The sequence below is a fragment of the Methanoculleus sp. 10 genome (assembly GCF_913757945.1).
Classification (GTDB): domain Archaea; phylum Halobacteriota; class Methanomicrobia; order Methanomicrobiales; family Methanoculleaceae; genus Methanoculleus.
The window spans coordinates 149,775-172,419 of the sequence record NZ_CAJYDP010000009.1 but is presented as its reverse complement, the minus strand read 5'-3'; the positions used below and the strand labels follow the sequence as shown (position 1 = coordinate 172,419).

29 protein-coding genes and 3 pseudogenes are annotated in these 22,645 nt (G+C 66.4%); 14 read left to right on the top strand and 18 right to left on the bottom strand.

Going from position 1 to position 22,645, the window contains the following annotated elements:
- Positions 1-209 precede the first annotated feature (209 nt).
- From QZ408_RS11870 to QZ408_RS11860, 5 genes and pseudogenes are all read right to left on the bottom strand, one after another.
- Entirely contained in the window at positions 210-680 is a 471-nt protein-coding gene (locus QZ408_RS11870) for an HRDC domain-containing protein (RefSeq protein ID WP_292491780.1), read from the bottom strand.
- A pseudogene (locus QZ408_RS14945) lies at positions 565-915 on the bottom strand (RQC domain-containing protein); the annotation flags it as partial. The gene QZ408_RS11870 and the pseudogene QZ408_RS14945, both read right to left, overlap by 116 nt.
- A gap of 59 nt (positions 916-974) precedes the next feature.
- The gene (locus QZ408_RS14940; protein ID WP_365996090.1) at positions 975-1,133 is read right to left on the bottom strand and encodes a RecQ family zinc-binding domain-containing protein; all 159 of its coding nucleotides are present in this window, start codon (positions 1,131-1,133) and stop codon (positions 975-977) included.
- A 175-nt stretch (positions 1,134-1,308) separates the two neighbouring features.
- Positions 1,309-1,584: pseudogene (locus tag QZ408_RS14935) on the bottom strand (hypothetical protein); the annotation flags it as partial.
- Between the two features lie 69 nt (positions 1,585-1,653).
- Entirely contained in the window at positions 1,654-2,130 is a 477-nt protein-coding gene (locus QZ408_RS11860) for a DEAD/DEAH box helicase (protein ID WP_292491776.1), read from the bottom strand.
- Between the two features lie 172 nt (positions 2,131-2,302).
- Between QZ408_RS11860 and QZ408_RS11855 the strand changes: the two genes are divergently transcribed.
- Positions 2,303-2,482: a hypothetical protein gene (locus QZ408_RS11855; protein ID WP_292491774.1), complete on the top strand. Its 180-nt coding sequence runs from the start codon at positions 2,303-2,305 to the stop codon at positions 2,480-2,482.
- On the opposite strand, the gene QZ408_RS11850 is transcribed toward QZ408_RS11855, so the two are convergent.
- The 5 genes and pseudogenes from QZ408_RS11850 to QZ408_RS11830 form a co-directional block, all read right to left on the bottom strand.
- Positions 2,448-3,170, bottom strand: a complete 723-nt coding sequence (locus QZ408_RS11850) for an endonuclease III domain-containing protein (RefSeq protein WP_292491772.1) — start codon at positions 3,168-3,170, stop codon at positions 2,448-2,450. The two genes, QZ408_RS11855 and QZ408_RS11850, sit on opposite strands and share 35 nt — an antisense overlap.
- Positions 3,170-3,298 (bottom strand): hypothetical protein, encoded by a 129-nt coding sequence (locus QZ408_RS11845; RefSeq protein WP_292491799.1) that lies wholly within the window; start codon positions 3,296-3,298, stop codon positions 3,170-3,172. Before QZ408_RS11845 ends, QZ408_RS11850 begins: the two co-directional genes overlap by 1 nt.
- 24 nt (positions 3,299-3,322) lie before the next feature.
- Positions 3,323-3,566 (bottom strand): annotated as a pseudogene (locus QZ408_RS11840) (NAD+ synthase); the annotation flags it as partial.
- Entirely contained in the window at positions 3,545-4,282 is a 738-nt protein-coding gene (nadE, locus tag QZ408_RS11835) for an NAD(+) synthase (protein ID WP_292491771.1), read from the bottom strand. The gene nadE and the pseudogene QZ408_RS11840, both read right to left, overlap by 22 nt.
- Before the next feature lie 707 nt (positions 4,283-4,989).
- Positions 4,990-5,325, bottom strand: a complete 336-nt coding sequence (locus tag QZ408_RS11830; protein ID WP_292491769.1) for a hypothetical protein — start codon at positions 5,323-5,325, stop codon at positions 4,990-4,992.
- A 408-nt stretch (positions 5,326-5,733) separates the two neighbouring features.
- On the opposite strand from QZ408_RS11830, the gene QZ408_RS11825 reads away from it, so the two are divergent.
- The gene (locus tag QZ408_RS11825; protein ID WP_292491767.1) at positions 5,734-5,952 is read left to right on the top strand and encodes a hypothetical protein; all 219 of its coding nucleotides are present in this window, start codon (positions 5,734-5,736) and stop codon (positions 5,950-5,952) included.
- Between the two features lie 15 nt (positions 5,953-5,967).
- Positions 5,968-6,399, top strand: coding sequence for a sensor histidine kinase (locus QZ408_RS11820; protein ID WP_292491765.1), 432 nt, complete (start codon positions 5,968-5,970; stop codon positions 6,397-6,399).
- Here QZ408_RS11820 and QZ408_RS11815 read toward each other — a convergent pair.
- Positions 6,393-6,710 carry a hypothetical protein gene (locus tag QZ408_RS11815; protein WP_292491763.1) on the bottom strand — a complete coding sequence of 106 codons (318 nt, stop codon included), beginning with the start codon at positions 6,708-6,710 and terminating at the stop codon, positions 6,393-6,395. The genes QZ408_RS11820 and QZ408_RS11815 overlap by 7 nt on opposite strands.
- On the opposite strand from QZ408_RS11815, the gene QZ408_RS11810 reads away from it, so the two are divergent.
- The 4 genes from QZ408_RS11810 (at position 6,687) to QZ408_RS11795 (ending at position 8,570) form a co-directional block, all read left to right on the top strand.
- A complete protein-coding gene (locus QZ408_RS11810; RefSeq protein WP_292491761.1) occupies positions 6,687-7,592 on the top strand; it encodes a GNAT family N-acetyltransferase in 906 nt (301 codons plus the stop codon). The genes QZ408_RS11815 and QZ408_RS11810 overlap by 24 nt on opposite strands.
- 34 nt (positions 7,593-7,626) lie before the next feature.
- Positions 7,627-7,791 (top strand): hypothetical protein, encoded by a 165-nt coding sequence (locus QZ408_RS11805; RefSeq protein ID WP_292491759.1) that lies wholly within the window; start codon positions 7,627-7,629, stop codon positions 7,789-7,791.
- Between the two features lie 282 nt (positions 7,792-8,073).
- Positions 8,074-8,421, top strand: a complete 348-nt coding sequence (locus QZ408_RS11800) for a metallophosphoesterase family protein (protein ID WP_292491757.1) — start codon at positions 8,074-8,076, stop codon at positions 8,419-8,421.
- Positions 8,349-8,570: a metallophosphoesterase family protein gene (locus QZ408_RS11795; RefSeq protein ID WP_365996088.1), complete on the top strand. Its 222-nt coding sequence runs from the start codon at positions 8,349-8,351 to the stop codon at positions 8,568-8,570. Before QZ408_RS11800 ends, QZ408_RS11795 begins: the two co-directional genes overlap by 73 nt.
- 35 nt (positions 8,571-8,605) lie before the next feature.
- On the opposite strand, the gene QZ408_RS11790 is transcribed toward QZ408_RS11795, so the two are convergent.
- The gene (locus QZ408_RS11790; protein WP_292491756.1) at positions 8,606-9,955 is read right to left on the bottom strand and encodes a hypothetical protein; all 1,350 of its coding nucleotides are present in this window, start codon (positions 9,953-9,955) and stop codon (positions 8,606-8,608) included.
- Positions 9,956-10,821: 866 nt separating this feature from the next.
- Between QZ408_RS11790 and QZ408_RS11785 the strand changes: the two genes are divergently transcribed.
- Complete coding sequence (locus QZ408_RS11785) at positions 10,822-11,298, top strand: pyridoxamine 5'-phosphate oxidase family protein (protein ID WP_292491754.1); 477 nt, start codon at positions 10,822-10,824, stop codon at positions 11,296-11,298.
- Between the two features lie 63 nt (positions 11,299-11,361).
- Complete coding sequence (locus tag QZ408_RS11780; RefSeq protein ID WP_292491752.1) at positions 11,362-12,345, top strand: hypothetical protein; 984 nt, start codon at positions 11,362-11,364, stop codon at positions 12,343-12,345.
- Here QZ408_RS11780 and QZ408_RS11775 read toward each other — a convergent pair.
- Positions 12,335-12,826, bottom strand: coding sequence for a hypothetical protein (locus QZ408_RS11775; protein ID WP_292491750.1), 492 nt, complete (start codon positions 12,824-12,826; stop codon positions 12,335-12,337). The genes QZ408_RS11780 and QZ408_RS11775 overlap by 11 nt on opposite strands.
- 114 nt (positions 12,827-12,940) lie before the next feature.
- On the opposite strand from QZ408_RS11775, the gene QZ408_RS11770 reads away from it, so the two are divergent.
- On the top strand, positions 12,941-13,813 hold the full coding sequence (locus tag QZ408_RS11770; RefSeq protein WP_292491749.1) for a polynucleotide 5'-hydroxyl-kinase: 873 nt from the start codon (positions 12,941-12,943) through the stop codon (positions 13,811-13,813).
- Between the two features lie 9 nt (positions 13,814-13,822).
- On the opposite strand, the gene QZ408_RS11765 is transcribed toward QZ408_RS11770, so the two are convergent.
- The 3 genes from QZ408_RS11765 to QZ408_RS11755 form a co-directional block, all read right to left on the bottom strand.
- Positions 13,823-15,073 carry an SLC13 family permease gene (locus tag QZ408_RS11765; protein WP_292491748.1) on the bottom strand — a complete coding sequence of 417 codons (1,251 nt, stop codon included), beginning with the start codon at positions 15,071-15,073 and terminating at the stop codon, positions 13,823-13,825.
- Positions 15,074-15,151: 78 nt separating this feature from the next.
- Positions 15,152-16,159 (bottom strand): phosphate uptake regulator PhoU, encoded by a 1,008-nt coding sequence (locus tag QZ408_RS11760; RefSeq protein ID WP_292491746.1) that lies wholly within the window; start codon positions 16,157-16,159, stop codon positions 15,152-15,154.
- 176 nt (positions 16,160-16,335) lie between these two features.
- Entirely contained in the window at positions 16,336-16,479 is a 144-nt protein-coding gene (locus QZ408_RS11755; protein ID WP_292491744.1) for a hypothetical protein, read from the bottom strand.
- Positions 16,480-16,500: 21 nt separating this feature from the next.
- Here QZ408_RS11755 and pstA point away from each other — a divergent pair, with 21 nt between their 5' ends.
- Genes pstA through phoU form a run of 3 tightly spaced genes read left to right on the top strand, consistent with a single transcriptional unit; the run spans position 16,501 to position 19,834 of the window.
- A complete protein-coding gene (pstA, locus tag QZ408_RS11750; RefSeq protein ID WP_292491742.1) occupies positions 16,501-18,405 on the top strand; it encodes a phosphate ABC transporter permease PstA in 1,905 nt (634 codons plus the stop codon).
- A 6-nt stretch (positions 18,406-18,411) separates the two neighbouring features.
- On the top strand, positions 18,412-19,176 hold the full coding sequence (gene pstB, locus QZ408_RS11745; RefSeq protein WP_292491740.1) for a phosphate ABC transporter ATP-binding protein PstB: 765 nt from the start codon (positions 18,412-18,414) through the stop codon (positions 19,174-19,176).
- Positions 19,177-19,183: 7 nt separating this feature from the next.
- Positions 19,184-19,834 (top strand): phosphate signaling complex protein PhoU, encoded by a 651-nt coding sequence (gene phoU / locus QZ408_RS11740; RefSeq protein WP_292491739.1) that lies wholly within the window; start codon positions 19,184-19,186, stop codon positions 19,832-19,834.
- Here the strand turns inward: phoU and QZ408_RS11735 are convergent.
- Positions 19,798-20,073, bottom strand: a complete 276-nt coding sequence (locus QZ408_RS11735; protein ID WP_292491738.1) for a hypothetical protein — start codon at positions 20,071-20,073, stop codon at positions 19,798-19,800. The two genes, phoU and QZ408_RS11735, sit on opposite strands and share 37 nt — an antisense overlap.
- A gap of 1,224 nt (positions 20,074-21,297) precedes the next feature.
- Entirely contained in the window at positions 21,298-21,510 is a 213-nt protein-coding gene (locus QZ408_RS11730; protein ID WP_292491737.1) for a hypothetical protein, read from the bottom strand.
- 70 nt (positions 21,511-21,580) lie between these two features.
- Between QZ408_RS11730 and QZ408_RS11725 the strand changes: the two genes are divergently transcribed.
- On the top strand, positions 21,581-22,546 hold the full coding sequence (locus QZ408_RS11725; protein ID WP_292491736.1) for a sulfurtransferase: 966 nt from the start codon (positions 21,581-21,583) through the stop codon (positions 22,544-22,546).
- The last annotated feature ends 99 nt before the right edge of the window (positions 22,547-22,645 follow it).

Here is a 22,645-nt window from a genome sequence, read left to right as displayed (position 1 = left end):
CAGTGGTCGAGGCACCTTCGATCTGCGATGGGAGCACAATATTGGTAGAAATATATTAATCTACCTATAAAATTGGATGAGCCGGATCTGGGGCCCATCTCGCCGGGAATCCTTCCTCCGGCACCTGCGGGGCAGACGGCCTCATGGCGGGTGGAGGATGTTTTTGGGATCGCTCCCGGGCGCCTGGGTCCTCCACCAGAAAGGAGGTCTTACCGGGCAGCGAGAGGCTGCAGCCCCCTGCCCGATGCTCCCCTCTCCTTGTTGCGGGCGGTGACTCTCCACCGATTCCGTCTTCCGGGACCCGCGGGGCGGATCCACCCGGCGTCCAGCGCCACGGTCGGGAGGGGTATCGGGACGCCAGCCGCGTCACCCCCTCCGGCGCCCCGGCCCGGTCCCTCTTCGGTGCAGTGCTTATCGATGGCATCGAGGAACCTCCTGCCGTAGCGCTGCAGTTTCCCCTCGCTGACGCCGTAGATCCGGAGGAGTTCGGCACCCGTGCGCGGGCGGTGTTTCGCCATCTCTTTGAGGCTTTTGTCGTGGAAGACGACGAACGGGGGCACGTGCTCAAGGTCGGCGACGATCTTGCGGAGCCGGCGGAGCCTCGCGAAGAGGGCCTCGTCGTAGTCGTCGTCCGCCTCTGCCGCGACGACGCCCTCCGGCCGCGGCTCCGTGAGCGGCACAAAGACCTCCCGCGATGACCGCCCGGCTCCGGTCGTTCAGCGTGAGGACCGTATCGGCCGCCCGTCGACGTGATGAACCCTGTCCGGACCAGCTCCTGGATGAAGAGCAGCCACTGGTCGCGGGTGTATCCCCGCCGGAGCCGTAGGCGGGAATGCGGTCGTGCCCGTTCTCGCGGATCCGCGCGGTCTTCGCCCCGGAAAGGACGTCGGCGACATAGGATGCCCCGAACCGTTCCCCGACCTCCCTGATGCAGGCGATGGCCGCCAGTGCAACACGAGTCCCGTCAAAGACCGTCACCGGCGTCTCGCACCGGTCGCACCCGCCGCACCGCTCCCCGGGTAGTCCTCGCCGAAGTAGGTGAGCAGGAACTTCCGCCGGCACCCGGCGGTCTCGCAGTAGTCGGATCGCCCCGCCTTCCGGTAGGCGACGTCCTTTGCACCGCATCGGTGCACTCCTTCTCGATGATGTGCCCGGATGGTGGCGTAGTCGCCCCGGCTGTAGAAGAGGATGCAGTCCGCCGCCTCCCCGTCCCTGCCCGCCCTGCCGGTCTCCTGGTAGTAGGACCGAGGTCTTTGGGAGGTCGGTGTGGATGACGAACCGGACGTCGGGTTTGTCGATCCCCATGCCGAAGGCGACGGTGGCGCAGATGATTGCGGCGTCGCCGCGGGAGAAAACCTCCTGGTGCTCCGCGCGGACGGCGTCGGGGAGGCCGGCGGTAGGGGAGGGCGAGAAATCCCCTGCCCCGGGAGTTTCTCCGCGAGGTCTTCCGTCGCCTTCTGGGAGAAGCAGTAGATGATGCCGGCATCGCCCCGGTGCTCGCTTACGTATGCAACGAGCCTCTGAAAGTAGCGGGCCTTCGGCACCACCCGGTAGGTGAGGTTTTGCGGTTGAAACTCCCGACAAACCGGGCCGGGTTCTTCAGGGCGGTTTCGACTGCGATGTCGTCCTGGACGGCGGGGATGGCGGTCGCGGTCAGGGCGATGACCGGGACTGCGGGGAACCGCTCTTTGAGCACCCGGAGCCGGCGGCACTCGGGCCGGAAGTTGTGCCCCACATCGATATGCAATGCGCCTCATCGATCGCGATGAGCCGGACGTCCGCCTTTGCGATGAGCGAGAGGAAGGACGACTGCACGGCCCGCTCCGGGGAGATGTAGAGGATCGGATCCGGCCTTCGAGGATCACCCGTTCGATGATCTTTTTGCTCCCATGCCCGAGCGAGCTTGTTGATCGTCGCGGCCGCGATGCCGTTTGCCCGGAGACCGTCGACCTGGTCCTTCATCAGGGCGATGAGCGGTGAGACGACGACCGTGAGCCCGCCGAAGATGAGCGCCGGAGGTTTGGTAGCAGAGGGATTTGTTGCCCCCGGTCGCCATGACGGCGAGGACGTCCCTTCCGGCGAGCACGGCGTCGACGATCCTCCTGGTGGGGAGAAACGATGTATAACCAAAGTATCTCTCAAGAGCGCTGTGTTTTGCATCCATTACGCCACGTAACCCAATATTATGGTAGGGTTGGACCGGGGCCGGGATAGCGTTTGCTCTCTTCGTCCGGGCCCCGGGCGCCCTCCCATACCCGCATCGAAGCGCATATCCGCCGGGGAGCGCACGTAATGGAAAAGTATGAAGAACATCGATATGGCGGTCGAGGGGACTACCCTCGTCATACGCGTGGATCTCGGAAAAGAGTTCGGCGAATCGAAGAGCGGGAAGTCGATCACGGTCGCCTCCACCGAGGGCAACGTCTCGGTGCCGGGCCACGAAGAGATCAAGATCGGCTTAAACATCTACCGGAAGAAGTGAGCGCGGACCCCGTCACTCCCGCACACCGGCGCACCTGAGCGCGCCGTCGACCTCCCGGATGGGGCAGCGGCCGCAGAGCGGCGACTTCCTGCAGACGGTGTTTCCGAGGAAGACGATCTGGGCGTGGTAGTCGTTGAAGAGTGCCGGGTCGGGGAAGGTTCTCCGCAAAGAGGCGCTGCATCCGGTCGTAGGAGGCATCCGCGGCGAGGAGGCCGTAGCGCGAGAATATCCGCCGCGTGTAGGCGTCGACGACGAAGACCGGCTTTCCGCAGGCATACAGCAGGATGGAATCCACCGTCTCCTTCCCGAGCCCCCGGACGGCGAGCAGCCGCTCACGGAGAGCGCTGGTCTCCACGGCGGCCATCACCGCCGGGTCGCCCTCAAACTCCGCGACGTAGACCCGGGCGAACTCCCGGATCCGCTCCGCTTTCTGGTTATAGAACCGGGACGGGACGATCAGGCGGGCGATCTCGCCCGGGTCGGTTTTTGCAAGCAGGCGCGGGTCGAGCATCCCGGCGCCCTCCAGGTTCCGGACGGCCCGGGCCGCGTTCGTCCAGGAGACGTTTTGGGTGAGGATCGCGCCGATCATCGTCTCAAACGCCGTCTCTGCCGGCCACCAGTGCTGGTGGCCGAACGCCGCGAAGAGGGTATCATAGATCCGGGAGAGGGCGTTCGTGAAGGGTGCCATCAGCGGGCATCCTCCCGCCACCACGCCTTCGCGGCGATCGGCATCCGCCAGTCGGTGCCGAACGCCCGGCCGGTCACCCTGAGCCCGGGCGGAGCCTGCCGGCGCTTGAACTCCGCCTGCCCGACCATCCGGAGGACCGCGTGGACGGTCGCCCGGGGATACCCGGCGGCGACGATATCGGCCGGGGACTCGAAGCAGTCGATGTGGCGGTGGAGGATGGCGTCGAGGAGATCGTAGGGGAGGACCTCCTGGTCGGTCTGGCCGGGCCGGTTTCCCGCGGAGGGGGTTTTCGAGCACCCGCCCGGGGATGACGGGGCGCCGCGCGTTCAGCCACCGGGCGAGCCGGTAGACCATCACCTTCGGGACGTCGGCGATCACGGCGAGGCCGCCCGCCATATCTCCGTAGAGGGTGGAGTAGCCGACCGCCGCCTCCGACTTGTTCCCGGTCGAGGAGCAGGGGAGCCGAACTTGTTCGATATGGCCATCAGGACCGCCGCCCGGATCCGGGCCTGCAGGTTCTCCTCGGTGGCGTCGCGGGGAAGCCCGGCAAAGATCTCCCCGAGGGCCTCGTCGTACGCCTCCATCACCGGCGCGATCGGGATGCACTCCACCCGGATGCCGAGGTTCTCCGCAAGTTCCCGGGCATCCTCGACGCTCTCCCGTGAGGTGTAGGGGGATGGGAGGAGCACGCCGAGGACGTTCTCCGGCCCGAGCGCCTCGACGGCGACCGCGGCCACAAGCGACGAGTCGATCCCGCCCGAGAGGCCGAGGAGGACCGACGTAAACCCGCACTTGCGGGCGTAGTCGCGGGTGCCGAGCACCAGCGCCCCCCAGATCTCGGGCTCCGGCGCCGGGTCGCCGGGCGCGCCCCGGGGCAGGGAGAAGAGATCGACGGTCACGACGTCCTCCTCGAAGGCCGCACCGCGGGCGATCAGGGTCCCGCCGGCGCTGACGGCGAAACTCCGGCCGTCGAAGACCAGGTCGTCGTTGCCGCCGACGAGGTTTGTCCGGGCGATCGCGGTCCTGAGGTCCTTTGCGGTGCGGGCGACCGCCGTCTCCAGCAGGCGGTGCCGCCCGGCGGCAAACGGCGACGCGGAGAGGTTTACGACCACCTCCGCGCCGGAAAGACCGTCACCCCCGCAGAAGACCGCCTCACCGATAGAGACCCCGATCGTCCTCCCGCCGAGGCAAAGGACCTGGGGGTCCCTGGCCCCGGCTCAAAGTAGCGGTCTTCATCGAAGACGTCCCGGGAGAGCCGGGTCTTTCTGAATATCTTCCCAACCCCCGTCCCGGAGGAGGGCGGCGGCGTTGAAGAGCGGCCGGCCCGTCCCGGAGAGGTTCGGCGCGGCGAAACCGACGAGGACCGGCGGCGCGTCCGGAGATCGGCGGCGAGATCGTCGAGGATGGCGAGGCTCCGCCCACGAACCCTCTCCGAGGAGCAGGTCCCGGGGGGCAACCGGGCAGGGAGAGCCGGGGGTCACGACAGGTCCGGCCGGTGACGGGCCGCCTCCTCGACGCCCGCCGCTATCCGGTCGGCGTTGCCGGCCAGATCGCCCGCGACCGCGTTCACCTGGAGGAGTGCGATCTTCATGGTTCTTCCCGGATCGTTTCGATCAGTAATGGCCGGATCGAGAGCATATGCCTTTGCATGGCCCCGTTCTCCCGGGCACGGGTGCGAAAGGAGCCGCGGACACCGGGCACGGCGCTATGGCGATCAGATCCCTTTTAAAGGCCGGAGATCAAAGCGCCATACAGGGAACATGAGAGAGAGAGCACACCGCAGGACAGCACCCTCGCCCGGGGTTCCGGAGAGCCGTTTTCATCCCTTACCCGCCGCAGGGGCGAGCAGCATGAGCGCCGGGAAGCGCCCGCCGGCAAGAGAGAGGACCGGCTCCTCCTGCTTCTGGCATCGGTCGTCGTCACCTTCGCCGTAAACGCCGCCGGGCTTCTTGCCGGCATCACCATCGTCCTCCCGCACCTCTTCTACCTGCCGATCGTGCTTGCCGCATACTGGTTCCCCGCCGCGGGACCGTCTTCTCGCTCGCCCTCGCCCTCGGGTACCTGGCGATGACCCTCCCCGTTGCCGGGGAGATGCAGGGCTGATCGTCTCGGCGCTCTCGCGGGCGGTGGTCTTCGTCGCCATCGGCGCGGTCATATCGCTTCTCTCCCTGAGGCTGCGGGAGCAGGAGGAACGTTACCGGGGGTCTTTGACAACTCGGAGGCAGGGACGTTCATCATTGCCCTGGCGGAGACCGTGCCCCGGATCGAGGAGGCCAACTACGTGGGCGCGACCTCCTCGGCACCACGGCCGGCGCCCTGATCGGGGAGCCCATGAACCGGTTCTTCGCTGACCCCGGCACCTGGGGCGAGTTCCAGGCGGGTTCCGGTCGGGTAAGGCGGTCTACGGATACGAAACAGCCCTCCGCCGCACCGACGGGGCCGCCGTCCAGGTGTCCTCTCGGCCGGCCGGCTCCCGGACGGGCGTGTCGTCCTCACGCTCGTCGACATCACCGCCCGAAAGAACGCCGAGGCCGCCCTCCGTGAGGCCAACACCAAACTGAACATGATGGGGCGCCTCACCCGCAACGACCTGATGGCGGCGGTATCGACGCTTCTTAAGCGGATCGCCGGCGGCGTTAAGGAGTTCGACGACCCGGCCGTCCGCCGGTATCTCGGCAGCCTCGAAGAGGACGCCCGGCTCGTGCAGCGCCGCGCGGAGATCACCCGCGACTACCAGGACCTCGGCCTCAGGCCGCCGGGCTGGCAACCCTCCAGAAGATGATCGGGAGGTGACATCGTGCCTGCTGCTCCCGGATATCGATCCGCCCTGGGTGGAACGGCTGAGGTCTTCACCGACCCGATGCTCGACCGGGTCTTCTCGAACCTGATCGAGAACGCCGCCCGCCACGGGAAGAGCGTCTCGCAGGTCGTCATCACCTACCAGATCCGGGACGACGGGCTCCTGATCTACGTCGAGGACGACGGCGTCGGTATCCCGGACCCGGAGAAAGAGAGGATCTTCGAGTATAGCGCCGATGGCGGGGCGGGCTCGGGCTCTTCTTCGTGGGAGATCCTCTCGATCACCGGTATGACGATCGCGGAGACCGGGACACCCGGTGAGGGGCGCGGTTCGAGATCCACATCCCGCCGGGCGGATACCGGATCGTGTGAGGTGGAACCATGTTCAGAAAGGTGCTCATCCCGACCGACCTCTCCGGGGCCTCAATGAGCCCGGCGGAGCGGATCGGCGAGATTCCCCGGCGTCCACGAGGTCGTCCTCTTCCATGCCCGGTCGTCGGCCGCGCCCCTGCCTGACGCCGGCCTGCTCCGCCGGGTGCCGGAGACGCTGCAGCAGCAGGGGTTCCCGGTCTCGGTGGTGATCGCGGAAGACGACGGGACGCCTGTTGCAGAGAGGATCCTCCGGGCCGCCGCCGATACGGGTGCCGACCTGATCGCGATGGGGTCAGGGACCAGGGCCTGCTCCGGAACCTCTTTGCCGGGAACGTCGCGGCCGCCGTGCTCCGGGACGCCCGGATACACGTCCTGATCATCCCGCAGACGGGAGGAGGCGGACTGCCGCTCTTTCTCCGGCTGCTGGTGCCGACCGATCTCGCGGCACTGGCGCCGGAGGTCCGCTCGGTCCTGGAGGAGCCCGCGGAGGGCGGGACGGCGGTGCTCCTGCGTCGTCGTCGAACCAGGAGTCCCGGGACGGAGCAGGAGGCAGGCGACCGGCTCGCCCTCCTCACCGGGGACCTCTCGCCCGCAGGACGCGAGGAGTCCGCACGCTGGTCCGAACCGGGGTTCCGGCGCGGACCATCTGCGCCGTGGCAGATGAGATCGGCGCCTCTGCGGTCGTCATCCCGCGCGTCGGAAAGCGTGACGCCCGGGAAGCGCCCGCTCGGAAGCGTCACGAGCGCGGTCGTCGGGTGCGTAAAGCCGCCGGTGCTGGTGCTGGCAGTCCCGATCCACCTCGTCGAGGCCCGGGGGCTCCGGCGGGATGAGTTCGCGCTCGCCGAGGAGGTCTGGACCGACTACCACCAGCCGAAAGCAGACCCGGAGATGGACCGGATCTTCGGGGTCTTTGCGGACGACACCCTTGTCTCCGTTGCCCGGTGCCGGCGGCACCCCGACGGCTACGAGGTGGACGGGGTCTTCACCCGGTCCGGTTCCGGGAAAGGGTATGCCCGGAAGGCGATGGATGCACTCGTCGAGGCGTGCCAGCACGACACCCTCTACATGCACTCGGTCCGGAACCTCGTCGACTTCTACGCGGCATACGGGTTTGTCTCGATACCCGAGAGCGCCCTTCCGCCGACCATCCGGGCGAGGTTCGCGTTTGCCCTCGGTGAGATGGAAGGGGCGAACGTCCAGCCGATGCGCCGGGCGGGGCCCGTTCCGGCGGGAGCGGCGCGGCGGTTCTGAGCCCCCCGCCGCCCGCCGGGTGTTAAACAAAACAGTGGCCCGGATCAGTCGTCGTAGAGTGCAGGGGCTCGGTGTCATCGTCGATCTCGTCGGATGCGGGGAGATCGATGACGATCGAACCGTCTTCAAGGATATCGCCGACCTCGATGTAGACCCTGCAGGAACTCTCGCTCTTCTGTTCTGCCGTCAGAACGTTTGATATATGCCCACATACTGTGCCTCCACGAATCCTTTCTTCCGGGCTCCCGGGGCGGCGGGCAGAGCCCGGCGCACCCCCCGGGCGCGTGCTTCTATTCCAGTATCAGAAGATAGTCGAATAAAGATGTTTTGGTGGAGAGGAGAAAGACTACGCGGATGCTCGCGAATCCGGCGATTGATCTGCGTAAAAGCGCACACTGGAAGGCCGGGGGCTCCGGGCGGGCGGCACGGCCGGGGTGATGCGCAAGCCATATATATCGTGAGAGCGGTCAGGATCACGTATATGCGCATCGGGATCCTCTCTGACACCCACGACAACCTCGATATGGTGGATGCGGCCGTGCGGCGGCTGAACCGGGAACAGGTGGACCTGACCCTCCACGCCGGCGATTACGTATCGCCGTTCGTCATTCCCCGGCTCGCGAACCTGCAGTCGCCGATGATCGGTGTTCTCGGGAACAACGATGGCGACCACGGCCTCCTCGCGGCACGGTTTGCCGAACATGCCCGGCTCAGCCTGCGGGGGCTTTTGCCGCCGTCGACGCGGGCGCCACGGCGATCGGGCTGCTCCACGGGGACGACCGTGAGCTCCTGCAGGCGCTTATCGGGCGGAAGGCCTTCGATATCGTGATCCACGGCCACACCCACCGGGCGGAGGTCAGGGATCTCGGGGCGACGCTGGTCGTCAACCCCGGGGAGGCCTGTGGTTACCTGACCGGCCGGCCGACCATCGCCGTCCTGGATACGGCGACCCGGGACGTGGAGGTGCTCCCCCTCTGACCCGGCAGGGGGCGGGGAAAAAAGTACGGTGCGGGTTATGCCGCACTCTCATCGCCGAGTTCTCTTCCGAGATCCCAGGCTGGAGTGCCGGCATCCCCGAGGTCGGCCCGGAGGATCGCCCCGGAGACATCGAAGGTTGCGGGCACGTCGAAGTAGAGGTATCCTTTCTGCGATTCGTACCGCTCAAGCGTCTTCTTATCGAACGACTCGCCGTGCAGGGTGAAGGCCGGGACGTCGAGCGGTGTAAACGCTGTCCCCTGGTATTCAAGGACGAACGCATCCCGCCCGGGTGTCTCGACGCTGTAGAGCTCGGAGTCGCCCTTGTGCCCGAGGTTTGTCCCCTTGACGACGACAAGGAGGAAGATTCGCCCTTCGCCCGCCTCAACTATTGTGGTCGATTTGTTGGTGGAGGCCGCTTCGTAGGCCGTTACGGTCCGGGTGGACTCCGCGAGCAGCGAGACCATGTTCTCGCCGGAGGGGTCGTCGTAGGTGTAGCGCTCCCCGAGCGGCAGCGCTTCCGCGGGCGGCGCGACGGGGGCCGGGCCGGTGCCGGCCGAAACAGCGGGCGACCCTGCAGCCAGGGTGGTGGCGGCGGCGCTCACCGCAGGTACTCCGGTGACGGCCGGCCGCAGATCGAGGGCCTGCCGGTTGACCGCCTCAAGGTCGATCGATGCCGCGGAGAGGTTGTCGAGGGCTGCCGGAACGGCATCCTCGCCGCTGGTCGTGGTGCCGAGAAGCGCCGCGCTCGCCGCGGAGTACTCCTTGAGCACCCGGATGAACTCGTCCTTGACGGGCTCCTTGGCCGGCGAGACCCGGAGCGGCTCCACCTCGCCAAGCAGCCTGATGGAGAGGGCGTGCAGGTCGTCTGCGGCCGCGGAGGCGGCGTCTGCATCCTGCAGGTAGAGGGCATGGGCGTGTTCCATCGAGAGCCGCATCAGGCTGATGCTGGCGGTGTTGATCAGTCTCGCCAGCCGCTCGTCGTCGTATGCGTCTGTCGCACCGGGGGTGGCCCCGGTCACGGGAACCGGCTCTGCGGGCCGGCTGCTGTTGTCCGGCCCTGCGTCGCCCGGGTCCGGGAGCGCGTCAGGCGTATCCTCCGGGAGTGCCGGGGAGGCGGGAAGCTCCGGGGTGACGGCAGGCTCCGGGGTGACGGCAGGCTCCGGGGTGACGGCAGGCTCCGGGGTGACGGCAGGCTCCGGGGTGACGGCAGGCCCCGACCGGTTTCCTGCCGCCGACAGGTTGCCAAGCGGGGAAACAAGCAGGTTCCCGGACTCCAGCGCCTCGAGTCCCTGGCCGGAGCCGGCGGCGGCCGGTACGGAGAGGAATAACCCCGCACACACGGCAATTCCGAGGAGAAGCAGAGCGGTTGCATGGTGCTTGCTCATGCGCATTTTTCTTTCGGTTGTGAAATATAAATATTTTTATATTATCTGTTTGAAAAAAGGGGCCGGGAGAAGAGACCTTTTCCGGCGCCGGCCGGTACCCGGCCGCGCAGAGCGACATGGAGGGGCGGGCAGATCCACGCCCTCCGGGAAAATGGGGGTTTCGCTGCGCCGATTCCGGATTATCGGCCCTGCCTCGCGCCCGCCCCCACCCCGCCCCGTCCGGGCAGGAGCGGGGTCCGCCCCGGATTTTCGCTAACCCATTTGACCCACTCGCGCTTCACCTGGGTGGGGCACCCCGTGTTTTCTCCGGGATCTCCCCGTGCAGTGGACCGTGGTGGCTATCGCCACGGGGTGGGGACCGGGAGGGGAAACCCCGTCCCGGGCAAAATGTCACCCAAAAGTTCCTCTCCGGCACCCCCAAAAAGTTCCTCCTCCCCGCCTCCGGGAGGGGCGGGGCAGTGCCCGGGCGGATACCCGGGGATGAGCCGTGCCGGGAGTGCTCCCGGGGTGGGGGCATGCGAAAAGAGCGCGGAAGTTTTGTAGGTGGACATGCAACTCCCCTTCGCGGTCTTCGCGCCCGGCGCATGAGGCCGCGTCATTACCCGCAACCGTCAGATCGCGTAAAAGAGCCGAAAGGATGCGGAATACTGAATCGCACCGGTTCATCACCGTGAAATCCGGGCGGTACCCCCCATCGAAGGTAATGATCATTGAGAATCGATGCGCTGCCGGCCGGAGGGCAACGGATGGATTTTCAGGCGCCGGGACGACAACCAACGGTTATTTTGCCCGAAACGGGCGAAGGTAACCGCACCGGGGAAACATATATGTACTCTCACACGTTACCGGAAATATGAGGATGCCTGATGGAGATCGTGAAGATCCCGAGTATGGATAAAGCGGAGTATGACAAACTCATCGAGGAGGGGTTTATCAGCCGTATCGCGTTCCAGGGAAGCAAGTACCCGTACATCGCCCCGTTCCTGTACGTCTTCGATGGAAAGTTCCTCTACTTCCTCGCGACCAAGTACGGCAGAAAGAACAACCTTTTCCGGCAGCACCCCTACGTCTCGGTCGAGATCGAGAAGTACTCAAGCGATCTCTCCAGTTACACCTTCGTGACGATGCAGGGCTACCTGGTGCAGGTTGAGGACGCTATCGAGAAGAAGATCGTCCGGGAGAAGTTCGTGAACATGATACGGGCGCACAACCTCTCAAAGAACATCCTTGCCGCGCTCGGCCACAAGCCCGAAGAACCGCTTGAGGCCATTGCTTCCGAAGAACGCTCAAACATCTGGAAACTCACCGGCGTGACCGATATCGTTGCGCTCAAGAACCTATAACCTGTTTTTTCCTGATCACCGCGCGCCCGGAACTATTATGGACCCGGCGGGTATGGCATACCCATGGTACAACGCCCGGCGCTCGTTGCTCTTCTCGCGGTGCTCCTTGTTGCACCCGCTCTCGCTCACGTCCCCTTCTTCCCTCAGGATGGCTCCTCACCGGAGTCGGCGATCGTCGTCGACGACCCGACACGCTCCTGGGTGATCTACGACACGCTGCCCGAAGGCCCCTCCGTCCGCTACTACCGGTTCCGGATGGAGGAAGGGGAGCGGATCTATGCGACGCTCCAGGTCCCGCGTGCCGGAGAGTTCGTCCCCGGCATGGTGCTCGCAGGGTCGGGCATCGAGGGCTCGGGGTCTGTCCCGCCGTACGTCGTGGTCCCGGAGGGGACCGGCGCAACGGCGATGCCGGGGAGCCTCCCGGAAGAGCCCGAGTACGAGCCGTTCACGCCGTCAAAACTCTACCCGCTCGCCCGGGTCGATACGGCGGCACCGGCGGCCGGCGAATACACCATCGCGGTCTACACCCCCGGGCCCGGCGGGAACTATGCGCTCGCGCTGGGGTTTGTCGAGTCGTATACCGCCGGAGAGTGGATATTGGTCCCGATCGACGTCGTCCGCATCCACCTTCACGAGGGACAGCCCCTCCTCCTGATCTTCGCCCCGATGATCGCCGTCCTCGCCGTAGGGGCCGTGCTGCTCTATCGGCGGCACTGTAACCTCTCCTTCTTTGCACTGGCCGGAGCGGCTGCGGGCTTTCTCTTCATCGGAGGCGGGGCGATGACCCTCTTGCAGACGGCCATCGCAGCAATGGGGACGGATCCCGGTGCCGCCATCGTCCTGACCCTCGCGTTCGCGCTCATCCCCGTACTCCTCGGCATCTTCGCCGTCCGGGTCGCCCTGCGGGAGCGGATCGGGACGGGAGAACGGGTTGGCATGGCGGTGCTCGGCGTTCTCGGCCTCGCTGTCTGGGCGGGGCTCGTGATCGGTCCCCTGCTCGCCTTTGCCGCTGCTCTCATGCCGGCGGGGCGCCGTATCACTCGATAAGCGGATCAAGCATCGTGCGGGCCGTCTCCACCAGGGTGCCGAGCCCCTCCGGCGTGGCGGTGCCCCTCTCCATCCAGCGGATGATGCCGCGCCCGTCCAGGAGGTAGATGTGGGCGAGCGACGGGTCGTCGATCCCGTATGCCCGCCGGCACCGCTCGATGTCCCACGGCATGGTCAGCACCAGGTCGTACTTTGCCTGAGGTGCGCTGCCGCGCAGCCCCCGGTTGATGCGGTCGGCAAGGGACCTGCCGATGAGGCTGTCGCCGACCACCGCGACGAGGTAGGTCGTCACCCGGGAGTTCCCGGTGAACGCCGGGGGCGAGGCTGACTCGAGGAAGACAAGGACGATGAGCGAGGCGTCGCCCTCGGTGTCGTCGGGAAGGGTGAGGGCCCGGCCGGTGATCGACGTAGCCATGAGGGTGGGAAACGTCCTGCCGCGGGCCGCGGGCACCGGCTCGATGGTTGCTGCCGTTCCATGCATGGCCCGGGGATGGGGAGCGATCCGGATACATCCTCCCCCGGGGGACCTGCGACCCACGGGGACGTTTCGCCAGGCACTTACCTGTGAGCCGCAATACCATCTCTGGAGGGGCACATGATCAGGATCGGGGAAGGATGGGAGGACCTCGCCGCGGCCATCGCGCAGGGAACTACCCCGGAGCGCGTATACGTCGTCGGGCCGACGGACAGCGGGAAGACGACGCTCTGCCGCTACCTCGTCGACAGGGTTGCCGCTCACACGCGGACCGCATACGTCGACTGCGACACCGGACAGTCCCGGGTCGGCCCGCCGACGACCGAGGGGATAGCCCTCTCCTCCGGCCCGACCTACCTCCGGTTCGTCGGCTCGACCTCCCCCGGCGGCCACTTCATCCAAACGTTGACGGCGGCAAAGCGCCTCGTCGAGAAGGCCGCCGAACTCTCGGCTGGGGCCACCGTCATCGACTCGCCCGGCCTCGTCGCCGGCGGGGTCGGCGCCGAGTTCCAGTTCCAGATGATCGACCTGCTCCGCCCGACCCGGATCGTCGCCCTCCAGCGCGGACGGGAACTGGAACGGCTGCTCGCGAACTTCGCCCGGGACCCGGGAACCGCTATCCACCGGCTCCCGGTATCGCCGGCGGCCGTCGCCCGGACCGCAACCGGGCGGCGGCGCTACCGCGAGGAGCGGTTCACGGCCTATTTTGCCGGCGGCCGGGCGCAGGAAGTCCCGCTCCGGGGGCTCGGGCTCCAGGGGCGGGTGCCTGACATAGCAAACCCCCGCGGGGTCGGCGGGAGGCTTCTCTCCCTCAACGACCCGGAGAACTTCACCCTCGCCCTCGGCATCATCGAGGAGATCCGCCCCCGGGGAAGCGTCCTCTGCGTCTTCGCGCCGCCCTTCGACCACGCCGCCGTCGCGTCGGTCAGGTTCGGCTCGCTCTACCTCGACCTCGATGCTGAGCCGGGCTCGATGGAGTCCTTCCGCCCCTGACCCCCCGCCCTATGCCGGGAGGAGCGAGAGGAAGAGCACGTACACCGCCGTCTGGGCGACGGTGAGCGGGACGCCGACCCGGGCGAACTCCCCAAACGTCAGCGTCTCGCCGCCCTTCTCCGCGCCCTGGATGACGATGACGTTGCTTGCCGCGCCGAGGATCAGCATGTTCCCGGCGATGGTGCTCCCGGCCGCAAGCGCCATCATACCCGTCGTGGACGTCCCGAGGTGCTCGAGGACCGGGAGGGAGAGGGCGACGAAGGGGACGTTCGAGACGAACTGGGAGACGACGACGCTTATCACCGTAATGACCGGGACGGCCGCAAGATCGAGCGAACTCTCCTCGATGAGCGGTTGGAAGAACCCCGACTGCCAGACGCTCGCCATGAGGATGAAGAGGCCGGCGAAGAAGGCCAGGGTCGGCCAGTCGATCCGGCGGACGAGCTCGAACCGCCGCCTGCTCCCGACGAGGACAGGCATGGCCGCAACGACCGCGATCCAGGTCAACCGGAGCTCGAAGTCCGGGACGAGCATGGCCGCGGCAACCTTGACGGCGATCAGGAGGATGAGCAGGACGAGCGAGAGGCGGGCGAGCGCCGCGAGGGCGGGGTCAAGGATCTCCTCCTCGCGGTGGACCAGCGGGGCCGAATGGAACTCGCCCGGGAACGCCCGGCAGAGGAAGACGTAGGCGAGCAGGAGCGAGATCGCCGTCGGGATCGCAAGGTAGAGGGGGAACGTGATGAACGGGTTTTCGACGCCGCCCGAGAGCGCGACAAGCAGGTTCTGCGGGTTCCCGATGGGGCTTGCGACGCTTCCCGTCGTGACGGCGAACGCGAGCGAAAGCAGCAGGAGTTTTGCGGAGATGCCGTGCCGCCGGGCGAAGTAGAGCATCAGCGGCGTGCCGATGACCGCGAGCGTGTCGTTCATCAGGAGCGCCGAGAGGACGCCGCCGCCGATGAGGATGAGAACGACCAGGTGCCGGACCGACTCCGCCCGGGAGAATAGGCGGGAGGAGAGGTGGTAGAGGTAGCCGCTCTCTGCGAGCGCCTCCCCGATCACGAACATGAAGAAGAGGAAGAGCATCACGTCGGGGTTGATGGACGCGAGCGCATCCGCCGGCGTGATCGCTCCCGTCACGAGGACCGCGACCGCTCCAAGGAGCATCACCTGCCAGATGCCGAAGCTGACGTTCCCGATCTTTCTCGCGGCTATCAGGAGAAAGACGACGATAAGAACGACGATTGGGATGAGGGTGCCCACGTTACCACCGGCAGATGCGTTGATCGAGTGTCGGCCGCCGGCCCAAAAAAAGGGTATCACCCGGGCTCATCCGGGCCCTCAGGTCTCCTGTCCGACGATGTAGTTGATGACGCACTCGCAGATGTCCCCGGAATATTCCCCGATCCGCCGGATGCTGTCCGATATCTGCCCCATGGGGATCGCCGCCACCGCCTCGAGATCGAGTGCCCGGGTGTCGATATCCCGGGTCTTCTCCTCAAGATCGCGCACTTTCTGGAGGGTTGCGTTCGCCTTCTTGATATCTCCTGCGTGGAACGCCTCCATGCTCTCCGAGAAGATCTCAAGCGCAAGCGCGCTCGCCTCATCCATGACGTCGAGCATCGCCGCCCCGGCCTCACGGTCGCTCAGGGCGGTCGCGTTATGCGCCACCCGGGTGGCGTGGTCGGCTATCCGCTCGACGATCCGGCTGACCTGGAAATAGTATGCCGCCTGGTTCACCGGGATGCCCATCCGGCGCGAGAGCGCGGCATCGATCACGATGAGGTTGTCCTGCCGCGCGACAAGCCAGTGCAGCCGGTCCACCTCCGTGTCCCGGGCGACGACGTCCCGCGCCAGCGCCGCATCGTGCCCCCGTATGGCGGCCATCGCGTCCTGCTGCATCCCCCGTGCGAGGAGGTGCATCCTTTTGATGGTGTTCTCAAACGGCATCTCGGCGGGGTTGAGGAGATCCTTGATCACGATCGAGGAGTCCGTCTCGCCGACCACCTCCTGCCCGATCGCCATCTGCGTGAACTCCCTGACCAGCTGCCGGACGAACGGCGGCAGCCTGCCCTTCGCTTCGAGGTGGATGGCCGTGAACCCGGCGACGTACGCCCCGACGAGGAGGCGGAGCAGGTAGGTGCGGTCGGTCGAGGCGCCGACCTCAAACACCCTGACGCGGTGGATCGACTCCCCGCCGATCTTCGGGGTGATCAGGAGCGAACCGTCGGGCTGTACGATCAACCCGACAGGGTCGTTCTTCTGGATCTTTGTCGACCGGATCCACTGTTTCGGCAGGGATACGATGTATGACGAACCCCCGGTGACCTGAACTTTTCTGATCTCCATCGCTCCTCTGGTGTTGGCGCCGGGGGGATATATACATACGCTGAATTTATATACGTCGCCCGGTTTTCGTGGAGATACATATATTAATATACCCTTCTTCGGGAATGCCTAACTCCCGTATACCCACACGGGGATCACCCGGATGCCGGAGGGCACGGGCGGAGGGATGGCCGGGTTCACGGCCGCACCAGAAAGGGGCGGGCGCCGGTCCCGGCCTCGTAACCATGAACAGAGAAGACGACCTTCATAGCGTAGCGCCGGAGAGCAGCATGCCGCCCCGCGGAGAAGAGCGCACCGGGCCCGGTCGCCCGGACGCCCATACCCGGAGAGGAGCCGTGCGGATGCCGGAAGTTTTGCCCCAACCCGGCAGACTTTCCTCGCTCTGGAAGAGGACGCGGCGGATCCGCGAAAGAGCCGTCCGGACAGTCTGGTTCTGCACGGCGATCGTTGCCGTCGTCGCCATCTTCTTCATCCTCGTCTTCCTGGTCAGGAACGGGTATCCGATCTTTGCGGAGGTCGGGGTCCGGGCCTTCCTTGCCGGCGACACCTGGAACCCGACGGGGACGCCCCCGGCATACGGCATCCTCCCGCTGATCGCCGGCACGCTCCTTGTCACGCTCGGCGCGATGGCGATCGCCGTCCCCCTCGGGATCGCGGTCGCCGTCTTCATCGCCGAACTTGCGCCGCCCCGCCTGCGCGGGGTCGTAAAACCCGCCGTCGAACTTCTGGCGGGGATTCCCTCGGTGGTCTACGGTTTCTTCGGCCTCGTCATACTGACCGACTGGATCCGCATCTCCTTTGAGATCCCGTCCGGCGAGACCTGGCTTGCCGGCTCCATCCTGCTCGGCATCATGGCGCTCCCGACGATCGTCAGCGTCTCGGAGGATGCGATCGCCGCTGTGCCCCGGGGATACCGGGAGGGATCCCTGGCGCTCGGTGCGACACACTGGCAGACGATCGCCGGGGTCGTGATACCGGGAGCCCTCTCCGGCATCACCGCCGCGATCATCCTCGGGGTGGGACGGGCGATCGGCGAGACGATGGCGGTGATCATGGTTGTCGGCAATGCGGCGGTCATCCCTGAACCCCTCTGGAACGTCCTTTCTCCGGTCCGGACGCTCACCGGGACGCTGGGTATCGAGATGGGAGAGGCCGCCGCCGGCAGCACCCACTACCACGCGCTCTTCGGTGTGGCGGTCGTCCTCCTCGCGATCACCCTCGCGGTCAACCTCATCGCGCGGTACGTCCTCCTGAGGCTCGGCGGACCGGCGCGGCGTGCCCGGCGTGGGCACAGCGGTGCGGCAAAGCCGTTTGCCCGCGCCGTTCCCGGGCTCCTTGCGGCGGCCACAGGCATCCCGGCCGCCGCCGTGCCCCTCCCCGGGGCGGCACGCGCCGGGCGCCGGGTTTCCCCGAAGACCAGGCAGAAGATCGCGTTTTGGCTCATGTACGCGTCCACCGGCATCGTGCTCCTCTTCCTTGGGGTGATCCTCTTTGATATCGTCTCAAACGGCCTGCCCGCGCTCTCCTGGGAGTTCCTGACCGCACCCCCCCGCGACCTCGGCCGGGCGGGAGGCATCGGCCCGGCTATCCTCGGGACGATCTACCTGGTCGGGGGCGCCATCCTCTTTGCCCTCCCGATTGGCATCGGCGCCGCCATCTACCTCCACGAGTACACCCGGGGCGGGCGCGTCGCCGGGATCATCAGAGCGGGCGCCGACCTCCTGAACGGCACGCCGTCCATCGTCTTTGGCCTCTTCGGGTTCGCGTTCCTGGTGCTCTACCTGAACCTGGGCGTATCGCTGCTCGCGGGCCTGGTCACACTCGGGCTGATGATCCTCCCGACCATCATCAGGACGACCGAAGAGGCGCTCGCGAGCATACCGGCCGGCGTCAGGGAGGGGAGCCTCGCTCTTGGGGCGACGCACTGGCAGACGATATGGCGGGTCGTGCTCCCGCCGGCGGTGCCGGGGATCCTGACTGGCACGATCCTCAGCATCGGGCGGGCGGCCGGGGAGACCGCGCCGATCCTCTTCACCGCGGTCGTCTTCTCCCGGCGGCTCCTCCCCGGATCGGTGATGGAGCCGGTGATGGCGCTCCCCTACCACCTCTTCATCCTCGCAACCAACGTCCCCGGGGCAAGAGAGAACCAGTACGGGACGGCGCTGGTGCTTCTTGCGCTGGTGGCGGCCGTCTACCTGGTCGCGATCTTTGTCCGGAACCGGTACCGGAGTTCAGCCCGGTGGTGACCCAGCATGCAGGACGACGACAGCATCCTTACAACGGAACACCTGAGCCTCTACTACGGCGACAACCAGGCCCTCCGCGACATATCCGTCCGCATCCCGCGCAACCGGGTCACGGCGTTGATCGGTCCGTCCGGGTGCGGGAAGTCGACCCTGCTGCGCTGTTTCAACCGGCTCAACGACCTCATCGAGGGTGTCAGGATCGAAGGCCGGATCCTCTTTGAGGGCAGGGATATCCGCGACCCCGGTTGCGACGTCGTGGAGTTACGCAAACGCATCGGGATGGTCTTCCAGAAACCCAACCCCTTCCCTTCGTCCATCTACGACAACGTCGCCTACGGGCCCCGGGTTCACGGGGTCCGTAACCGGGGGGCGCTCGATGCGATCGTCAGGGTGAGCCTGGAAGCGGCGGCCCTCTGGGACGAGGTGGCGGACCGGCTCCACGACTCCGCCATGGGGCTTTCGGGCGGGCAGCAGCAGCGGCTCTGCATCGCAAGGACGCTTGCGGTCGGGCCCGGGGTCATCCTCATGGACGAGCCCTGCTCCGCGCTCGACCCCATCGCCACCTCAAAGATCGAAAACCTCATCAACGACTTAAAAGAGCACTACACGGTCGTCATCGTGACCCACAACATGCAGCAGGCGGCCCGGGTCAGCGACTTCACGGGGTTCATGTATCTTGGCCGGCTGATCGAGTTCGGGCCGACCGCCCGGATCTTTGAGAACCCGCGGGAAGAGTTGACCAACAATTACGTGACCGGGCGCTTTGGGTAGGATGGTTATGGTGGATAAATTCCGTGAGGAACTGAGGGGCCTCAAGGATCTGGTCCTCGCACAGGGGGCGTTCGCCTACGGTATGCTCTCTGATGCGATCGTCGCCCTGCAGGAGCGGGACACCGGGCTTGCCGGGCGCGTGCACGAAGAGAGAATCGAACTTGCGGCGCGCAACCTTGCTATCGAGGAGGCGGCGCTCCGCCTCATCGCGCTCTACCAGCCCATGGCGCGCGATCTGCGCTCCATCATCTGTGCGCTCCGGATGAACGTCGCGCTCTTTCGTATCGGCCGGTACGGCAAGGATATCGCGAAACTCGTGGGCGGGCTCCCGGCGGACCAGGAGTCCGCGGACCTGGCGGGCCTGCTGCATATGGCGGGCCTGGTCTTTGCCATGATCAGCGATGCCCTCGAGGCCTACCGGACCGAGGACACCACGCTCATCGAGGGGATGTCGCGCCGGGATGATGCCGTCGACGAACTCAGGTACACCATTTTTCGGGAGAGCGTCACCCGTATGATGGAGGACCCGGAAAACATCGCCCGGTTCATCGATTTCGTGATGATCGCGCGATACCTGGAACGCTGCGGCGATTACGCCTGCGACATCGCCGAGCAGGTCTGCTACATGGTCACGGGCGAGCGTGTGGAGGTGAAGTGATGGGGCAGGGGCGGGGGGCGCCTTACTTCCACGTGGTCCACGATATCCCGGGAAGCAGGGCGAAGAGCAAGCACGACCGGTGCGACCGACCGCCGCAGGTACCGTCGTATGGCGGTCCTATCAAGGGTCTCCCGGGGTTCGATCTTTTGCGGGGTCACGGCGACGAGCGCGCCCGCGATCTGCCCGACCGCCAGGAGCGCAGACGAAACCCGGTACTTCGCCAGTGCAACGATTCTCAATTACCGGCACTCTCAACAGAGGAGAGTATCGATCTTTTCTCACACTATCCGGGGGTTTTGCATCCCGGGAGACGGCTTTTCCCGGGTATCCCTACGTACTGCCCCCCCTCCGGGGGGCGGGGGCTTTGAAGAGGAACATACGGGTACCCGCCTGCGAGAAGGGGGAGACCCTCTCCCCGGTCCCCACCCCCTGGGGCGATAGCCACCACGGTCCACTGCACGGGGAGGAACCGGGGAGGAACCGGGGAGGAACCGGGGAGGAACCGGGGAGGAACCGGGGAGGAACCGGGGAGGAACCGAGGGAGGAACCGGGGAGGAACCGGGGGGAGGAACCGAAGGGAGGAACCGGGAGGAACCGAGGGAGGAACCGGGGAGGAACCGGGGAGGGGGAAGACCGGGGAAGGACCGGGGAAGGACCGGGGAAGGGAAGGACCGGTTTCTAGCCGGTTCTCCCTGGCCGATTCTTCCCGGTCTTTCGGGAAACCGACGTCAGCACTGCTCCCTGGCACGGCTTCCCACCGGATATCGCCACTGCCCCCCGCCCCGGGTGGGGGGCGGGGAGGAGCGCAGCGCAGGAGGGTGGGGGCTGCCGGAGAGGAACGCAAGGGGCCCATTTTGCCGGGAGGGACGAGCCCCTCCCGGTCCCTCCCCGTGGCGATATCCACCACGGTCCACTGCACGGGGAGATCTGGGGGAGGAACCGGGTCCGGGCTCGCACTCCCCCTTCTTCCGGGAAACCGACGTCAGCACTGCTCCCTGGCACGGCTTCCCACCGGATATCGCCACGCACTGCCCCCGCCCCCCGGGTGGGGAGGAGGCTTTCGGGTAAGGCCGGGGGGGGAGGGGGGTGCCGGAGAGGAAGGAACCGGGTTCTGGCATCATTTTGCCGGGAGGGGACGGCCCCCCCCGGTCCTTCTCCCGTGGCGATATCCACCACGGTCCACTGCACGGGGAGATCCGGGGGAGGAACCGGGTTCTGGCTCTCTCCCCCTTCTCCCGTGAAACTGGCGTCAGCACCACCCCCTGGCGCGGCTTCCCACCGGGTATCGCCCTGACTGCCCTCGCCCTGGGTGGGCAGCGCAGGGCGGGGGTGGGGGTGCCGGAGAAGCATGTGGGTATGCCACCGGTGTGAAGCGCGGGCGGGGTGGGGAGGACGGAGGGGAGCGCTCCGTGTGGGGAGAGGGACGAAGGCCAGATATGGTATGTTCATTTGGCATCGATGCGTTAGAGAAGTTTCCTCGGAATTTTAGCAAGTACTGAGGCCGGGTTCACGGGCTGGAGCACCAGGACAGGGCCGGCCACCACCGCCGGCGGGATGATGGCGACGCCGGCGATCGCCTCTGGCGTGCCGCGATTGAACGCCGTCAGGGCGTAGAAGGGCACCGGGGCGCGATAACTCTCGCTGTTCCTGCCTGCCCCCCGCCGGACCCTGCACAAGATATATGTGATCTCAAACCTGCACTGAAGACCGCTCTCCAGTGAGCACACCCCGCACGAGGTGATGGTAATGGAAGAGGAGATGTTTACCCCCGGCGGCAGAGAACGACTGCAGGCGAGAAGCGACCGCGAGAACGCCCCGTACCCTCGTGGCGACAGCAAGGTCAGGCTGGTCACTCCGGCATGGCTCGCCGACCACATAGACGATGCCAGCCTGACGATCATCGATACCCAGCCGGATGTGTACGACTACGTCCAGGAGCACATCCCCGGCGCCGTCTACCTGACCGAAGGGGTCCTGCGGGTATCCAACCGCGGCTTTCCGACGTCGTATAGCCCGGACGCCTGTATCCAGGAGTCATTCCGGCGCGCGGGCCTTGAGGCCGGCTCGCCGGTCGTCGTCTACACCGGGAAGGGCGCGTTCTCCGGCCGGGGAGACGGGCTCGCGCAGACGATGATGGCCTATACGCTCGCGAAATATGGTCACGACACCGTATACATCCTCGACGGGGGGATCGACCGGTGGAAGGGCGAGGGCCGGGAACTCTCGCAGGAGTTCCCGGCCGTCGAACCGTCCGGGTTCACCACGAAGATCCGCGCCGACTACGCTATTGGGTACGACGAGTTCCGGCAGATCAAGGACAACGACGACGTGGTCGTGCTCGATGCGCGCCCGGCGGAGGTTTACGAGGGGCAGAGCGGCCCCTGGCGGAGGCGCGGGCACATCCCCGGCGCCGTCAGCCTGCCCTGGAGGAGCCTGATGGACAACGCGAACCCGGCGCTGCTCAAGCCCAACGACGAACTCGACATAATCCTCGAGGAGCACGGCGTCGACCGGACCCAAACCGTCATCTGCACCTGCGGGATCGGCAGGACGGCCACAACCGAGTTCGTCCTCCTGAAGTGGTTCTACCTCTATCCGAACGTCCGGATCTACGAGGGATCGTTCACCGAATGGTCCGCGTATCCGGATAACCCGGTCGCAACAGGACCTGAAGCACGGGAACGCAGAGCAAAGGCGGCTCCTGCACGGTAATCAGTGCAGGCCCCGGGCAACCACCCAGAACCTTTATTTTATGGTCATTACAATTAGAAATGGTTATATACTAATACTGCCCAACTAAGTCCAGAGAGA

Excerpts from the sequence above, each read along its gene's own strand:
- QZ408_RS11855 (WP_292491774.1), top strand. The coding sequence starts at position 2,303 with ATGAAGAACATCGATATGGCGGTCGAGGGGACTACCCTCGTCATACGC.
- QZ408_RS11850 (WP_292491772.1), bottom strand. The coding sequence starts at position 3,170 with ATGGCACCCTTCACGAACGCCCTCTCCCGGATCTATGATACCCTCTTC.
- QZ408_RS11845 (WP_292491799.1), bottom strand. The coding sequence starts at position 3,298 with ATGGTCGGGCAGGCGGAGTTCAAGCGCCGGCAGGCTCCGCCCGGGCTC.
- QZ408_RS11830 (WP_292491769.1), bottom strand. The coding sequence starts at position 5,325 with ATGACCGCGCCGATGGCGACGAAGACCACCGCCCGCGAGAGCGCCGAG.
- QZ408_RS11825 (WP_292491767.1), top strand. The coding sequence starts at position 5,734 with ATGATGGGGCGCCTCACCCGCAACGACCTGATGGCGGCGGTATCGACG.
- QZ408_RS11800 (WP_292491757.1), top strand. The coding sequence starts at position 8,074 with ATGCGCATCGGGATCCTCTCTGACACCCACGACAACCTCGATATGGTG.
- QZ408_RS11790 (WP_292491756.1), bottom strand. The coding sequence starts at position 9,955 with ATGAGCAAGCACCATGCAACCGCTCTGCTTCTCCTCGGAATTGCCGTG.
- QZ408_RS11785 (WP_292491754.1), top strand. The coding sequence starts at position 10,822 with ATGGAGATCGTGAAGATCCCGAGTATGGATAAAGCGGAGTATGACAAA.
- QZ408_RS11780 (WP_292491752.1), top strand. The coding sequence starts at position 11,362 with ATGGTACAACGCCCGGCGCTCGTTGCTCTTCTCGCGGTGCTCCTTGTT.
- QZ408_RS11775 (WP_292491750.1), bottom strand. The coding sequence starts at position 12,826 with ATGCATGGAACGGCAGCAACCATCGAGCCGGTGCCCGCGGCCCGCGGC.
- QZ408_RS11770 (WP_292491749.1), top strand. The coding sequence starts at position 12,941 with ATGATCAGGATCGGGGAAGGATGGGAGGACCTCGCCGCGGCCATCGCG.
- QZ408_RS11760 (WP_292491746.1), bottom strand. The coding sequence starts at position 16,159 with ATGGAGATCAGAAAAGTTCAGGTCACCGGGGGTTCGTCATACATCGTA.
- QZ408_RS11755 (WP_292491744.1), bottom strand. The coding sequence starts at position 16,479 with ATGGGCGTCCGGGCGACCGGGCCCGGTGCGCTCTTCTCCGCGGGGCGG.
- pstA (WP_292491742.1), top strand. The coding sequence starts at position 16,501 with ATGCCGGAAGTTTTGCCCCAACCCGGCAGACTTTCCTCGCTCTGGAAG.
- pstB (WP_292491740.1), top strand. The coding sequence starts at position 18,412 with ATGCAGGACGACGACAGCATCCTTACAACGGAACACCTGAGCCTCTAC.
- phoU (WP_292491739.1), top strand. The coding sequence starts at position 19,184 with ATGGTGGATAAATTCCGTGAGGAACTGAGGGGCCTCAAGGATCTGGTC.
- QZ408_RS11725 (WP_292491736.1), top strand. The coding sequence starts at position 21,581 with ATGGAAGAGGAGATGTTTACCCCCGGCGGCAGAGAACGACTGCAGGCG.